Source organism: Pantoea sp. nfd-35 (assembly GCF_056892255.1).
Window position 1 is genome coordinate 1,173,455 of sequence record NZ_CP122403.1, and the last position, 14,551, is coordinate 1,188,005.

Annotated in this window: 14 protein-coding genes; 11 read left to right on the plus strand and 3 right to left on the minus strand. The window is 53.9% G+C overall.

Annotated elements, in window-relative coordinates; genetic code table 11:
- Positions 1 to 3: 3 nt before the first annotated feature.
- From qseG to glnB, 3 genes are all read left to right on the plus strand, one after another.
- Complete coding sequence (gene qseG, locus P9J57_RS05610; RefSeq protein ID WP_483279420.1) at positions 4 to 675, plus strand: two-component system QseEF-associated lipoprotein QseG; 672 nt, start codon at positions 4 to 6, stop codon at positions 673 to 675.
- The gene (glrR, locus tag P9J57_RS05615) at positions 675 to 2,009 is read left to right on the plus strand and encodes a two-component system response regulator GlrR (RefSeq protein WP_019106085.1); all 1,335 of its coding nucleotides are present in this window, start codon (positions 675 to 677) and stop codon (positions 2,007 to 2,009) included. Before qseG ends, glrR begins: the two co-directional genes overlap by 1 nt.
- 89 nt (positions 2,010 to 2,098) lie before the next feature.
- Positions 2,099 to 2,437: a nitrogen regulatory protein P-II gene (gene glnB, locus P9J57_RS05620; RefSeq protein ID WP_003848647.1), complete on the plus strand. Its 339-nt coding sequence runs from the start codon at positions 2,099 to 2,101 to the stop codon at positions 2,435 to 2,437.
- A gap of 206 nt (positions 2,438 to 2,643) precedes the next feature.
- Here glnB and hmpA read toward each other — a convergent pair whose 3' ends face one another.
- On the minus strand, positions 2,644 to 3,828 hold the full coding sequence (gene hmpA / locus P9J57_RS05625) for an NO-inducible flavohemoprotein (RefSeq protein ID WP_014605265.1): 1,185 nt from the start codon (positions 3,826 to 3,828) through the stop codon (positions 2,644 to 2,646).
- 325 nt (positions 3,829 to 4,153) lie between these two features.
- Here hmpA and glyA point away from each other — a divergent pair, with 325 nt between their 5' ends.
- Entirely contained in the window at positions 4,154 to 5,407 is a 1,254-nt protein-coding gene (glyA, locus tag P9J57_RS05630; protein WP_014605266.1) for a serine hydroxymethyltransferase, read from the plus strand.
- A gap of 130 nt (positions 5,408 to 5,537) precedes the next feature.
- Positions 5,538 to 6,686: a 3-phenylpropionate MFS transporter gene (locus P9J57_RS05635; protein ID WP_014594325.1), complete on the plus strand. Its 1,149-nt coding sequence runs from the start codon at positions 5,538 to 5,540 to the stop codon at positions 6,684 to 6,686.
- On the opposite strand, the gene csiE is transcribed toward P9J57_RS05635, so the two are convergent.
- The gene (gene csiE, locus P9J57_RS05640; RefSeq protein ID WP_029568392.1) at positions 6,668 to 7,936 is read right to left on the minus strand and encodes a stationary phase inducible protein CsiE; all 1,269 of its coding nucleotides are present in this window, start codon (positions 7,934 to 7,936) and stop codon (positions 6,668 to 6,670) included. The two genes, P9J57_RS05635 and csiE, sit on opposite strands and share 19 nt — an antisense overlap.
- Before the next feature lie 155 nt (positions 7,937 to 8,091).
- On the opposite strand from csiE, the gene P9J57_RS05645 reads away from it, so the two are divergent.
- From P9J57_RS05645 to P9J57_RS05655, 3 genes are all read left to right on the plus strand, one after another.
- Positions 8,092 to 8,718: a DUF1007 family protein gene (locus tag P9J57_RS05645; RefSeq protein WP_013026749.1), complete on the plus strand. Its 627-nt coding sequence runs from the start codon at positions 8,092 to 8,094 to the stop codon at positions 8,716 to 8,718.
- A complete protein-coding gene (locus tag P9J57_RS05650) occupies positions 8,709 to 9,689 on the plus strand; it encodes a nickel/cobalt transporter (protein ID WP_014594323.1) in 981 nt (326 codons plus the stop codon). Before P9J57_RS05645 ends, P9J57_RS05650 begins: the two co-directional genes overlap by 10 nt.
- Positions 9,690 to 9,884: 195 nt before the next feature.
- Positions 9,885 to 10,898, plus strand: a complete 1,014-nt coding sequence (locus P9J57_RS05655) for a YrzE family protein (protein WP_014605268.1) — start codon at positions 9,885 to 9,887, stop codon at positions 10,896 to 10,898.
- Positions 10,899 to 10,945: 47 nt separating this feature from the next.
- On the opposite strand, the gene suhB is transcribed toward P9J57_RS05655, so the two are convergent.
- Entirely contained in the window at positions 10,946 to 11,749 is an 804-nt protein-coding gene (gene suhB / locus P9J57_RS05660; RefSeq protein ID WP_013026746.1) for an inositol-1-monophosphatase, read from the minus strand.
- Positions 11,750 to 11,871: 122 nt separating this feature from the next.
- Here suhB and trmJ point away from each other — a divergent pair, with 122 nt between their 5' ends.
- The 3 genes from trmJ (at position 11,872) to P9J57_RS05675 (ending at position 14,502) form a co-directional block, all read left to right on the plus strand.
- Positions 11,872 to 12,618, plus strand: coding sequence for a tRNA (cytosine(32)/uridine(32)-2'-O)-methyltransferase TrmJ (gene trmJ, locus P9J57_RS05665; protein ID WP_013026745.1), 747 nt, complete (start codon positions 11,872 to 11,874; stop codon positions 12,616 to 12,618).
- A gap of 136 nt (positions 12,619 to 12,754) precedes the next feature.
- A complete protein-coding gene (gene iscR / locus P9J57_RS05670; protein ID WP_014594322.1) occupies positions 12,755 to 13,252 on the plus strand; it encodes a Fe-S cluster assembly transcriptional regulator IscR in 498 nt (165 codons plus the stop codon).
- 89 nt (positions 13,253 to 13,341) lie between these two features.
- A complete protein-coding gene (locus tag P9J57_RS05675) occupies positions 13,342 to 14,502 on the plus strand; it encodes an IscS subfamily cysteine desulfurase (RefSeq protein WP_483279421.1) in 1,161 nt (386 codons plus the stop codon).
- The last annotated feature ends 49 nt before the right edge of the window (positions 14,503 to 14,551 follow it).

Here is a 14,551-nt window from a genome sequence, read left to right on the forward strand (position 1 = left end):
AGCATGAAATTTTTCACCGCCCTCGTGATAAGCGCACTGAGCAGCATGATGCTCAGTGGGTGTGCCTCATCCCCGGTCACCACAACAGCCCAGCCCGCTTCGGGCAGCGTTGTGGTGCCCGAAGCGCGGCTGGTCGACTATCTCAGTATGCGCTGCGTCGATATCTGGCGTATTGAGAATAGCGCCGCCATGACGAATCCCCTTTACTGGATGCGCAGTATAGACTGTGCCGAACGACTTTCTCCCGCTGAAGCACGAGCGGAGGCCCACCGCTGGCCGGTGGACAGCTGGTCGCGCGCCTTTAAGCAGGGGGTATTAATGGCAAACGGCAATGTGACGCCACTGGAACGCCGCGACTACATCAACGTGCTTGATGGCTACAGCGAGCAGTTCCCCCCCAATATGCGTGCGTTAATTCAGCTCTGGCGCAGCAATCAGGTCGCCCAGCTTGAACTCAGCGCCATGCGGTTACGCTACGCCCATTTGCAACAGAGCAGCGATGCCCAGTCAGATTCGCTGCGTCAACAACAGATAAAACTGCGTCAGCAGCTCAGTGATACCCAGCGCAAACTGGAGCGGCTAACCGATATTGAGCGCCAGCTTTCGTCGCGCAAAACCTCTGATATGCCTGACGGCAGTCACGGAACGGCACTGCCACAAGAGGAAGATCAGTAATGGTGAAACAAGCGGCCCACCTGCTTTTAGTGGATGATGATCCCAGCCTGCTCAAACTGTTAGGTATGCGCCTGACCAGTGAGGGATATCAGGTGACGACCGCGGCCAGTGGGCCGGATGCGCTTCGGCTGTTGCAGAAAGAGAAGATCGAGCTGGTCATCAGCGATCTGCGCATGGATGAAATGGACGGCCTGGCATTATTTGCTGAAATTCAAAAGCGTCACGCGGGTTTACCGGTCATCATTTTAACGGCGCATGGTTCAATCCCGGAAGCCGTAGCGGCAACGCAGCAGGGCGTGTTCAGCTTCCTTACCAAGCCCGTGGATCGCGATGCACTGTATAAGGCGATAGACGAAGCCCTGGCGCAGCGAGCGCCAGTCAGCGACGACCGCTGGCGTGAAGCCATAGTGACCCGTAGCCCGCAGATGCTGCACTTACTTGAACAGGCACACATGGTTGCCCAGTCAGACGTCAGCGTGCTGATTAACGGGCAAAGCGGCACGGGTAAAGAAGTCCTGGCACAGGCTATCCATGCCGCCAGCCCGCGCGCGCAAAAGCCGTTTGTGGCCATTAACTGCGGTGCCTTACCTGAGCAGCTTCTGGAATCAGAGTTGTTCGGTCACGCCAAAGGCGCCTTTACCGGCGCGGTCAGCGCGCGTGACGGCCTGTTTAAAGCCGCGGAAGGCGGCACGCTGTTTCTGGACGAAATTGGCGATATGCCGCCTGCACTGCAGGTGAAGTTACTGCGCGTGCTGCAGGAGCGTAAAGTCCGGCCGCTGGGCAGCAATAATGATATCGATATTGATGTCCGGATTATCTCGGCCACGCACCGGGATCTGCCGAAAGCGATGGAAAAGAATGCGTTTCGCGAAGATCTCTTTTACCGCCTGAACGTGGTGAACCTGAAAATCCCCGCGCTGCATCAACGTACCGAAGATATCCCACTGCTGGCTAACCATTTGCTGCGTCAAACGGCAGAACGACATAAGCCGCAGATCCGCAGCTTCTCCGTCGATGCGATGAAGCGCCTGATGTCTGCCAGCTGGCCAGGTAACGTGCGTCAGTTGGTTAACGTTATTGAGCAGTGTGTCGCGCTCAGCTCCTCGCCCGTTATCAGCGATGCGCTGGTAGAGCAGGCGCTGAGTGGAGAAAACAGCGCGCTACCGACCTTTGTTGAAGCACGGAATCAGTTCGAACTTAACTATCTGCGTAAGCTGTTACAGATGACCAAAGGGAACGTCACCAACGCCGCGCGTCTGGCTGGACGTAACCGTACCGAATTCTATAAGCTGCTGTCACGGCATGAACTGGACGCCAGCGACTTTAAAGAGTAATTTTTTGCCCCCATAGTCTGCGGCGCTGCCAGCGACATTTATACTTTAATAACCCTCTAACCATGGAGGGCTCGAGGAAAGGATCTGACATGAAAAAGATCGATGCAATTATTAAACCCTTCAAGCTCGATGACGTGCGTGAGGCACTTGCTGAAGTCGGCATTACCGGCATGACCGTGAGCGAAGTAAAAGGATTTGGTCGCCAGAAAGGCCATACGGAACTCTACCGTGGCGCAGAGTACATGGTGGACTTCCTGCCCAAGGTGAAAATCGAAATGGTTGTCGGAGATGATATCGTTGATACCTGCGTCGAAACCATCATGCGCACCGCACAAACCGGAAAAATCGGCGACGGTAAAATCTTTGTTTTCGATGTTGCCCGCGTAGTGCGCATCCGTACTGGCGAAGAAGACGAAGAAGCGATTTAATTCACTTTAGATGCAAAATCTTTAGCTGAAATCCCGGCGATGTTGGAAAAGTTTCATTCGTCGAGATCTCGCCCCGTCCTGATATGAGGGAGGGGCGAAAAGCTGTCTGTTTCACCACAAAGTGTTACCCCCGCCCGCGTTAACGCAGCACTGCACACCGAACGGCTGGCACCACTGCTTCAAGGGCGCCGTTCGCAGTCGCCGATTCATATCTCTTTATGTGGACCGAACCGCTCATAGTGAATTCTGTCCGCCGTAATGCCGACCGCATGCAACTGCTTAACGATAAATTGCATAAAGCCAAGTGGCCCGCAGAGATAAAAGTGGGTATTCACATCCCGCAGCCGCGCTGACAGGGTCGCCAAATCCATCATACCTTGCGCATCGTAGCGGCCTGCATCGGGTTCGTCCGGCTCGCGATACCAGATGTGCTGTGCAAAATCAGGAAGCAGGGCACCGGTGGTGGTCACTTCGTCTGCGAAGGCATGCTGTTTGCCATTTTCGGCGGCGTGAAGCCAGTTGACGGGCGCCAGATGCCGCTGTGCAGCCAGCGCGTGGAGCATTGCCAGCATTGGGGTTTGTCCAACGCCGGCGGAAATGAGCGTGACCGGCGTTGTCGGGCTAACCTGCAGGAAAAAATCGCCGTGCGGGGCGGCCAACTGCACTTCACTGCCGACTTCTGCATGCTGATGTAGCCAGCCGGACAGGATTCCCTGCGGCGCCTGTTTCACCGCAATACGGTACATTTTCTCGTTGCTCCCTGTGGTTAGTGAGTACTGACGAATTTGATGATATTCACAACCTGCGGGCTGCAAGTGAAGCGTCAGATACTGACCGGGTTTAAAGGGGGCAACCGGACCCCCGTCCACAGGCGTAAAAGTAAAGCTTTTAATCACGGCACTCTGCTGCTCAATCGCGCTGATGCGAAACGGCCGCGTCCCGCGCCATCCGCCTTTTTGCTGCTCCGATGCCTGATAAATCGCTTCTTCGCGCTGGATAAACACATCCGCCAGTACACCGTAAGCACGTCCCCATGCTGCCAGCACGTCATCACCGGGATTCAACAGGGTTTTGATGGTAGCAAGTAAATGCTCACCCACAATTGCATACTGCGCGGGCTGAATATTCAGGCTGGTATGTTTTTGCGCAATTTTTTCAACGGCCGGCAGTATCGCTGTCAGGTTTTCGAGGTTTGCGCCGTAGGCACATATCGCATTGAACAGGGCTTCACGCTGCCCGCCGTTACGTTGATTATTCATGTTAAAGACATTTTTTAGTTCAGGATGCTGAGCAAGCATGCGGTCATAGAAATGAGCAGTCAGATCGGGGCCGCAGGCGGCAAGGGCGGGAAGGGATGATTTCACGGTAGCAATAGTCTGAGCATCAAGCATGGCAACACCTCATTTAAAGTTGCATTTTAAATGCATCTTATGATCATTTCTTTCATGCTGTAAATCTCATGCTGGGTTTTACTGGCAGCAACTGGCCGGTTTTCGCGACAAAAGCGCAAAAAATCTTTTACAGAGTGAAAAAATGATATTGGCGGGCAATCGTTGCAAAAAAGGGATAAAAAGGCATGGCGTCTCGGTAGCCAAACGTTTGCGTAAAAAGAGGGAATTCACCCTACCTTACCCCGATAAAACGGTTTACACTGTCTGCCTTCGCCCTCAGGGGGCGTAAATTGCCGATTTAAAGATAGCCAGTCAGGAGATGCGGATGTTAAAGCGTGAAATGAACATTGCCGATTATGATGCCGAGTTGTGGCAGGCGATGGAGCAAGAGAAAGTGCGTCAGGAAGAGCACATTGAACTGATTGCTTCTGAAAACTACACCAGCCCGCGTGTTATGCAGGCGCAAGGTTCTCAGCTCACTAACAAATATGCCGAAGGCTATCCGGGCAAGCGCTACTACGGTGGCTGCGAATACGTAGACATTGTTGAACAACTGGCTATCGACCGTGCTAAAGCCCTGTTTGGCGCTGACTATGCGAACGTGCAGCCTCATTCTGGTTCTCAGGCTAACTTTGCCGTTTTCACCGCGCTGCTGCAGCCAGGCGATACCATTCTGGGCATGAACCTGGCACACGGCGGTCACCTGACACACGGTTCACCGGTTAACCTGTCGGGCAAACTGTACAACGTTGTGCCTTACGGCATCGACGAAACCGGTAAAATTGACTATACCGAGCTGGCCGAGCTGGCACAGACTCATAAGCCTAAAATGATCATCGGCGGTTTCTCGGCGTATTCCGGGATTTGCGACTGGGCTAAAATGCGTGAAATCGCTGACAGCGTTGGCGCATGGCTGTTTGTGGATATGGCGCACGTTGCCGGTCTGATTGCTGCGGATGTTTACCCTAACCCGGTTCCACATGCACATATCGTGACCTCCACGACGCACAAAACCCTGGCTGGTCCGCGCGGCGGTATCATCCTGGCGCAGGGCGGCGATGAAGATCTGTACAAAAAGCTTAACTCAGCCGTCTTCCCTGGTGGACAGGGCGGCCCGCTGATGCACGTGATCGCCGGTAAAGCCGTGGCCTTCAAAGAAGCCATGGAGCCTGAGTTTAAAGCCTACCAGCAGCAGGTCGCCAAAAACGCTAAGGCAATGGTAGAAGTGCTGATCGCGCGTGGCTATAACATCGTATCAGGCGGCACCTATAACCACCTGTTCCTGATCGATCTCGTCAGCAAAAACATGACCGGTAAAGAAGCCGATGCCGCACTGGGCCGCGCGAATATCACCGTAAACAAAAACAGCGTGCCAAACGATCCGAAAAGCCCGTTTGTCACCTCTGGTGTTCGAATTGGTACGCCTGCCGTTACGCGCCGTGGCTTTAAAGAAGCAGACGTACGCGAACTGGCCGGTTGGATCGCGGATGTGTTAGACAACATCAACGATGAAGCCACCATTGAGCGTACCAAGCAGAAAGTACTGGATATCTGTGCGCGCCTGCCGGTTTACGCATAATCCTTTCTGTTGAAAACACAGTCTGACAAGAGGATGGCCATGGCCATCCTTTTTTATTGCCTGCATAACCCGGCTCTGACAAAGTAACGACCACATATCATTGCCTGGACGCATCATTGCTGGAGGGAACATGGCAATCGGCTCCGCCAAGTGGCTTGGACTAAGCTACTTCACCTACTTTTTCTGCTACGGCATTTATCTTCCTTTCTGGGGCGTCTGGCTCAAAGGTGTGGGCCTGAATGCTGAACAAATTGGCCTGCTATTGGGGTGCGGCATGGTGGCGCGCTTTGTGGGCAGTTTATTCATCGCCTCTCAGGTTAAAAATCCCGGACAATTGATTACGGCATTACGCCTGCTAGCCCTGCTGACCTGCTTTATTGCGGCGGGCTATTGGGTTGGGCAGCAGTGGATGTGGCTGCTGTTAGTCATGACCGGTTTTAACCTGTTTTTCTCGCCGCTGGTTCCTTTAAGCGATGCACTGGCCGCCACCTGGACGCAGCAAATTGGCCTTGCCTACGGGCCCGTTCGCTTGTGGGGTTCGCTGGCGTTTGTGATCAGCTCAGCCCTGACCGGTATGCTGGTGAGCGCCTTCTCTTCGCAGGCGATCTTAATGCTGCTGTCGGTTGGGTTGGTCAGTATGCTGGCAGGAATGCTGCTTACCCCGCGTACCCATCCCCAGGGCAGCGAAAGGCAGGGCAGAGTGGGTGGCGGCTGGCAGGCCTGGCGCGATCTGATAAAGGAAAACGCGGTCTGGCGCTTTATGGTGTGCGTGACGTTATTACAGGGCGCACATGCGGCTTATTATGGCTTCAGCGCCATCTGGTGGCAGGAGAGCGGTTATTCTGCATCGGTAGTGGGTTATCTTTGGTCGCTGGGCGTGGTAGCGGAAATCGTGGTGTTTGCCTTAAGCCATCGACTGTTTCACCGCTGGCGCGCACGGGATCTGCTGTTGCTGTCAGGCATCTGTGCGCTGGTTCGCTGGGGACTGCTCGGCGCCAGCACCGCGTTGCCGCTGCTGATTGTGGGGCAACTACTCCACTGCGGTAGCTTTACGGTATGTCATCTGGCCGCAATGCGCTTTATCGCTTCACGGCAGGGGGCGGATGTGATCCGTTTGCAGTCGCTCTATTCGGCGCTGGCAATGGGCGGCGGAATTGCCGTCATGACCATGATTTGCGGCGTACTCTTTACTCACCTGCACGGTCATCTCTTCTGGGTGATGGCGCTGGTGGCACTGCCCGCACTGTTCCTGCGGCCGCGTCAGGATTCCAGCAAATAGCGAATGCGCTGCTGATGGTATTCAGTCAGCGGCAGTTCGGCGTGGATAAGTGGGGGAGAGAAAAGGGGCAGCGAGGTGACATAAGGCGAAATAATGACATCTACTTCGCGCGGTGCGCCGTCGCGCTGGAAATCTTCAACGCGCTGATAGGTGATGTTAACAGGCAGCAAGGTGATCTCGCGGATTTGCTGCTCGACATCCTGTTCCAGTTCGGGATCGTCACCGGTGAGCAGCAGCACCTGTTTTTCCTGCAATGCGCTGCTTTGCATCAGCCACGCACCCAAAATCACCGTCACCAGGCTGACCTCTTCCGGCGCGAACTGAACCTGAAATGTCTGCTCGAAAGCGTCCAGTGCCTGCTGTGTGGTGCGCAGCAGGCGCGGATAAAGCCTGGTTACGTCTTGTGCCACACTGTCATCAATAGCCATTGTAAAGTAGGTGCGATCCAGCGCCTGTGCCAGGTGGGTATATAACTGCTGCTGGAGTTCGGTGCGGTCATGAAAAGTGGTGCCGGCGACGTGCTCAAAATCATCAATGAGCCGCTGTGTGGCGCGCATCAGTCGCTGCTCGCTGGGATGGTCGACAAGGCTGGCGTCCGGAAAATGGATCAGGCTAAATAACAGCGTCCAGAAATCCGTTTCGCTGGCGTCCGGCGTCAGATGACAGCGCTTTTGCCAGTGATGAATAACATCTTTTGCGGCCTGACGTTCTGCTTTCGCTGACAGCCATGCCTGTTGCTGCGCCGTAAAGATCGCAGGCTGGCGCTGGCACAGGCCGTATTTCATAAATATTTGTAAAAAGAGTTGATCGCGCGTGCTGAACGGGCGATTAAGGCACAGGCTGCAGTGCTGGATCAGCGCCTGTAAATTGGTTTCATCGTACAGCGCTTTTTCAATTTTCATCTGCTTCAGACGCAGGCGTAAGGGCGCGGCAAAATGCTCGCAGACAAAGGCCTGCGACAGTCGCAGGCTGCGTCGCAAATTATGGATTAAGCAAATGCGTCGATCCAGCTCTGTACCATGAATGCGCAGGCTGCCATCCACCATCTGATGGAGTTCCAGTCGATGATAGCGCTGTATCTCATCACCCACTTCCGCGATGTCCTGTCTCGCGGTGGCGATGTCCACTCCGTTTAGCAGGCTTAATCTTTTAAGCGTCAGTGCGGGAGCGGGCAGAAACAGCAGTAACAACAGATGACAGCGACGCTGTGAACCGGTGAAGAGTGGTGCTGAAGATGTAGCAGAACTCATCAATCATTATTCCAGCAGGCTATTTTTAGCTAAGAATAGTCAACCTCCTGAACCCTTGAACGGTTTACCCGTTTTTTTGTTCAGAGGTTTAAGGCGGGTCACAAAATTTTGTTACTTAAGAAACCTTTTCATCAGGAACGTTACTTTATAACATTATGAGACGCATGTTTTTTGCACTATTTACCCTGGTCAGTTCGTCAGCGCTGGCACATCCACACAGCTTTATCGATATGAAAACCGAGCTGGTCACGAAGGACGATCGTTTTACCGGCCTGAAAATGACGTGGACCATGGATGAGATTACCTCCGCCGACCTGCTGTATGACGCGAGCGATGCCAAACCGGGAACGGTGGTATGGAAGAAACTGGCGGCGGGTGTGATGGCGAACGTGCTCGGGCAACATTACTTTTCCGAAATCTGGCATAACAAGCAGCGGGTGAAGTTCTTGAATTTACCAACGGAATACAATCTGTCGCGCAGCGGCAACAAGGCGGTACTGGAATTTGTTCTGCCGCTGGCCGAGCCGCCTTTACTCAAAAATGAACGCTTTGAGATTTTAACCTTCGATCCGACCTACTTCGTGGATATGTTCTACGACAAACCTGAGGCGTTAACTGTACCGCAAGCTTTACAGTCACGCTGTGCATTCACCTTACATACGCCCAAACCGGATGACTCTTTGAAACAGTATGCGCTCTCGCTCGACAAGGCAGATGCGCCGCCTGAGGATATGGATCTGGGAAGGCAGTTTGCACAAACGGTAATACTGACATGTCACTGACGCTCACGACCCAAGCCAAAAAACGGCTGTGGCCGCTGGCACTGTTTACGGCAGGGTTGGTTACTCTGGGCGCGGCCATCTGGCTGCACTGGCCCCAGATACTTCTGCAAAGCGTGCTCTGGCAAAAAGTGCTGCATCGCCAGATGACTCAGCTCCTGCAGCAGGTTGCCGAGCAGCCTCATCATGCCGGACTGTCGTTACTGGCATTCAGCCTCATCTATGGTGTCCTGCATGCCTTAGGGCCAGGTCACGGTAAAGTCGTGATCACGACCTTTCTGGCAACGCATCCGGCAAAACTGAAAACCAGCATGAAACTCACGCTACTGGCCTCGTTGCTACAGGGCTCAGTGGCTATCATCCTGGTCACGCTGATGCTGGTGGTGCTGAAAACCTCATCGCGGCAGCTGCACCTCAGCAGTTTCTGGCTGGAGAAGAGCAGTTATGTGTTGGTTATTGCCCTGGGTATCTGGATAGGCTACCGGGCGATAAAGGCGCTTTGGCTGCTGTTGCGTCCTCAGCCGACAATGAGGATTCATGCGCTGCGCCCTCATCATCAGCATGATGAACACTGTGGCTGTGGCCATGCGCATTTGCCCAGCGCACAGCAAATGGCGGGCGCCGTTAATGGCAAAACGCAGCTGTTGGTGGTGATCTCCATGGGGCTGCGTCCCTGTTCAGGCGCGATCATGATGCTGCTGTTTTCTAAAGTGATTGGCGTGTATCTGTGGGGCGTCCTTTCTGCCGCCGTTATGGCGGTGGGGACCGCCCTGACCATTTCTGCCATTGGCTTACTGGTGCAGCGTTCCCGCGTGCTGGCGCAACGTCTTGGCGCGGACAGCCAGGTGGGTAAAGGTGCCCGCAGCCTGTTGCCTGTGCTGGCGTTAGTGGGCAGCCTGACGTTGATTGTTGTGGGCTGTGCGCTCTGGCAGTCTGCTCAGCCTGGTTTTACCGGCGGTATCCGACCCTTTTAATTTCTGCGGCGGCGGAAGATATTCCCCGCTGCCGGGATCCTCGCATTTTCGCTTCGCAACTATTTTTATTTTCTCTTGCACGTTGAGTGGTGAAAATAGTTTTCACTGACTACGCTGTTTATAGTTATTGCGAACCCCTGTCTGGGAATGAAAAAAACGACACTCACCTGCTATGTGTTGCGAGGGAAATATCTCATGGCTGATACCCGTATTAATAATGGCTACAACGATCCGCTCGTCACCGGAGCGGCAGGCTTACCCCTTAAACGCATTTCCTGGAGTGCCGTTTTTGCCGGTGTAATTTGTGCTTTGATTATTCACATATTATTAACCTTGCTGGGTACGGCAATTGGTGCTACCACCATTGACCCTTTGCAGGAAGATAATCCATTTAAACATCTGGGAACGGGTGCCCTGGTCTGGACGGCCATTGAAATGCTGATCGCTATTGCCGCCGGTAGCTACGTCGCCGGTCGCCTGGCGCAGCGTGAAGGCGCACTGCACGGCTTGCTGATGTTTGGTATTAGTACCGTCTTAACTATTTACCTGGCCGTGAGCCTTGCCAGTAGCGTATTAGGCGGCGCCATGAATATTCTTGGTACGGGTTTCCAGGCAGTAGGAAGTGGTATTTCAGCCGCTGCGCCATCGGTTACCCAAATGGCTAAAGAAAAACTGCAGCAAAATAATATTAATTTAGACAATATGCAGCAAGAACTGGAAACGACGCTGCGTCAAACGGGTAAGCCTGAATTACAACCGGAAAATCTGAAGCAGGATGCGAATAATGAAGCGCAGAATGCCGAAAATCAGGCAAATAACACGGCTAATCATCCACAAACGGCAGACACAGATTTAGCAAACTGGTTTAAAGGCGTTATTGCTCGTCATTCAGATACTTTACAGGCCGCCGATCGTGATGCTTTAAAAAATATTATTAAAGCGCGGACCGGAAAAAGCGATCAGGAAGCTGAGCAGATCGTCAATCAGGCAGAACAAAGCTATCAACAGGCTATGCAGAAATATCAGGAACTGAAAAAACAGGCAGAGCAGAAAGCGCGTGAAGCCGGCGAGCAGGCGGCGAAAGCAACCGCGAAAGCCAGCTGGTATGCTTTCTTTATCCTGATTATTGAAGCGGTACTGGCAGGCGTGATGGGAATGGTAGGACGTCGTACTCAGCCACGTCAGGTGTTAACGCACGAACGTCGTTAATCCCAAGGCAATAAGAAAGGCGGCACGTTATCGTGCCGCCTTTTCTTTTAGCGCTTCAGCGCTTCGCTCAGCTCTTCGCGCATCGCCGATAACAGCGATTTCACCACGCGAGGGTTACCGGCAACGATGTTGCCTGAATGCAGGTAGCCGTGGTTGCCGGTGAAGTCAGTGACCAGTCCGCCCGCTTCGCGCACCAGGAGTTCACCCGCCGCGAAATCCCACGGTTTCAAACCAATTTCAAAGTAGCCATCAACGCGGCCTGCGGCGACGTACGCCAGATCCAGCGCAGCGGAGCCGGTGCGACGGAAATCGGCACACTGCGTAAACAGCTTGGTCATGATGTTCATATAAGCTGGGGCGTGCTGTTTGAGCTTGAAGGGGAAACCGGTGGCAAGAATGGTGCCATCCAGATCGCGAGCGATACTGCCGCGCAGGCGGTAACCATTCAGCTGCGTGCCCTGTCCGCGTACGGCGCTGAACAGTTCATTACGCATAGGATCGTAAACGACAGCCACTTCTGTACGGCCTTTAATACGAACGGCAATAGAAACAGAGAAGTGGGGCAGGCGTTTAATAAAGTTGGTGGTGCCATCCAGCGGATCGATTACCCATTGAATATCCTGATCTTCGCCCTCAAGCTCACCGCTTTCTTCAGTGATGATGGTATGTTTTGGGTAAGATTTACGAATGACTTCGATAATCAGGCGTTCTGCGTCGCGGTCAACATTCGTTACGAAGTCGTTGCTGCCTTTCTGGCTGGCCTCGACAGCGTCCGGGGTTTCATAATTCTTGGCAATTAAATTTCCGGCCTTGCGCGCTGCGCGCACGGCAATGTTGAGCATTGGATGCATCGGTATCTCTCGCTGGATGTTAAAGAACGGGGAAAACGGCGCGGAGTATAGCAGGGTGTTCGGTAAATGTCCTGCTTTATGTTAGAGTACGCGTCATCATTTTCTGACCGATCCCAACTCTTATGCTGCAAAATATTCGTATCGTGCTGGTGGAAACTTCTCATACCGGCAACATGGGCTCCGTAGCGCGCGCCATGAAAACCATGGGGTTAACTAACCTCTATCTGGTGAATCCACTGGTGAAGCCAGATTCCCAGGCTATCTCTCTGGCAGCGGGTGCCAGTGATGTTATCGGTGAGGCAAAGATTGTTGACTCTCTGGATGAAGCCATTGCCGGGTGCAGCCTGGTGGTCGGCACCAGCGCCCGCTCGCGATCTCTGCCGTGGCCGATGCTGGACGCCCGGGAATGCGGCGTGAAAAGTATTGAAGAAGGGCAGCAGGCCCCTGTCGCGCTGGTGTTTGGCCGTGAACGCGTCGGACTGACAAACGACGAATTGCAAAAGTGTCACTACCACGTGGCCATTCAGGCGAATCCGGAATACAGCTCGCTGAATCTCGCGATGGCCGTGCAGATCATTGCTTATGAAGTGCGTATGGCCTGGCTTCAGGCGCAAGAGAACCAAACCCCAAAACCGCAGTACGACGCTTCCCCTTATCCGCTGGTGGACGATCTGGAACGCTTCTATCAGCACATGGAAAACATGATGCTGGAAAGCGGGTTTATCCGTGAAGCCAACCCGGGCCAGGTCATGAGCAAACTGCGTCGTCTGTATACGCGCGCCCGTCCTGAACGCGATGAGCTCAATATTTTGCGCGGTATGCTCTCGTCTTTCGAGAAGCGAAAAGGAACCAGAACGGACGGCGAATAATAGTTGAGTAAATTACCAGGTTAAATACTTGAGTAATTTACTTGGTTAAATAGTTGACCAAATTACTCAGGAATGTCAGACTTGCTGCCATCTTCGCTAATCCTCCGATAACCGGACGCTATTGAGGTTGTATGCTATGAGACTGACATCCAAAGGACGTTATGCTGTTACCGCCATGCTGGACGTTGCCCTTCACTCTCACCAGGGCCCGGTTCCACTGGCAGATATCTCTGAACGCCAGGGCATTTCGCTCTCCTATCTGGAGCAGTTATTCTCGCGTTTACGCAAGCATGGCCTGGTAGCAAGCGTCCGCGGGCCGGGCGGCGGTTATCTGCTAGGTAAAGAAGCCAATGCGATTGCGGTGGGAGAAGTGATCACGGCGGTAGATGAGTCCGTAGACGCCACCAAGTGTCAGGGCAAAGAAGGCTGCCAGGGCGGCGAACGCTGCCTGACTCACGTCCTGTGGCGCGATCTGAGTGTGCGCATTAGTGAGTTCCTGAACAACATTACGCTGGCTGAGCTGGTGAATAATCAGGAAATCCTGGATGTGGCCGACCGTCAGAACGCCAATGACAACCGCCGTTTCCAGAACTCCCGTTCTCAGGAAATCAACGTGAACCTTCGCGCCTCGTAATCCTCCTCTTCTCCGGCCCTTACTGCTAACGCGGTAGGGGCTGAATCTGCTATAAATACGTATGATTTTCTATACGGAGCTGTAGCGCAATGAAATTACCGATTTACCTGGATTACGCCGCTACCACGCCGGCCGATCCGCGTGTGGCCAGCAAAATGATGCAATTCCTGACGCTGGATGGCACGTTTGGTAACCCGGCCTCTCGTTCACACCGTTTTGGCTGGCAGGCCGAAGAAGCGGTAGACGTTGCGCGTAATCAGGTGGCAGAGCTGGTGAATGCTGACCCGCGTGAAATCGTGTTTACCTCCGGTGCCACCGAATCCGACAACCTCGCCATTAAAGGCGCAGCCCAGTTTAATCAGGCGCGCGGCAAGCACATCGTTACCAGCGTAACCGAACATAAAGCGGTGATTGATACCTGCCTGCAACTTGGACGTGAAGGCTTCGACATTACCTGGCTGACGCCCGCCGCCAATGGTCTGATCGCGATTGAGGATTTGCGTGCTGCACTGCGCGATGACACCGTTCTGGTGTCGATCATGCACGTGAACAATGAAATTGGCGTGATTCAGGATATCGCCGCGATGGGCGCGCTCTGCCGCGAACGTGGCATCCTGTTCCATGTTGATGCCACACAGAGCGTAGGTAAGCTCGCTGTCGATCTTAGTGAACTCCCTGTCGATCTGATGTCCTTTTCCGCCCATAAAGTGTATGGCCCCAAAGGGATCGGCGCGCTGTATGTGCGCCGTAAGCCGCGCGTTCAGATCGATGCACAAATCCATGGTGGCGGCCATGAACGCAATATGCGCTCGGGCACCTTACCTGTGCACCAGATCGTGGGGATGGGTGAAGCCTATCGCATTGCCCGTGAAGTCCGCGAAGAAGAGATGGCCCGCTTGTCTGCCCTTCGGGATCGGCTGTGGCAGGGGCTGCGCCAGACCGGCGGCGTCAGCGTAAATGGCGATTTGCAGCACAGCTGTCCCAACATTCTCAACGTAAGTTTCACTGACGTTGAAGGTGAGTCATTGATCATGGCGTTAAAAGATCTTGCGCTGTCGTCTGGATCGGCCTGTACTTCTGCCAGTCTTGAACCCTCCTATGTCCTGCGTGCGCTTGGCCTGAACGAAGAGCTGGCACACAGCTCGCTTCGCTTCTCGCTGGGCCGTTTTACCACGGAAGACGAGATCGATTATGCCATCGCGCTGGTGCAGAAGTCCGTTACGCGCCTGCGTGAACTCATGAAGTCATGATGCATTTGCCAGCCGAGGCTGACAAACTGTGCGCCGACAACATCTGCGG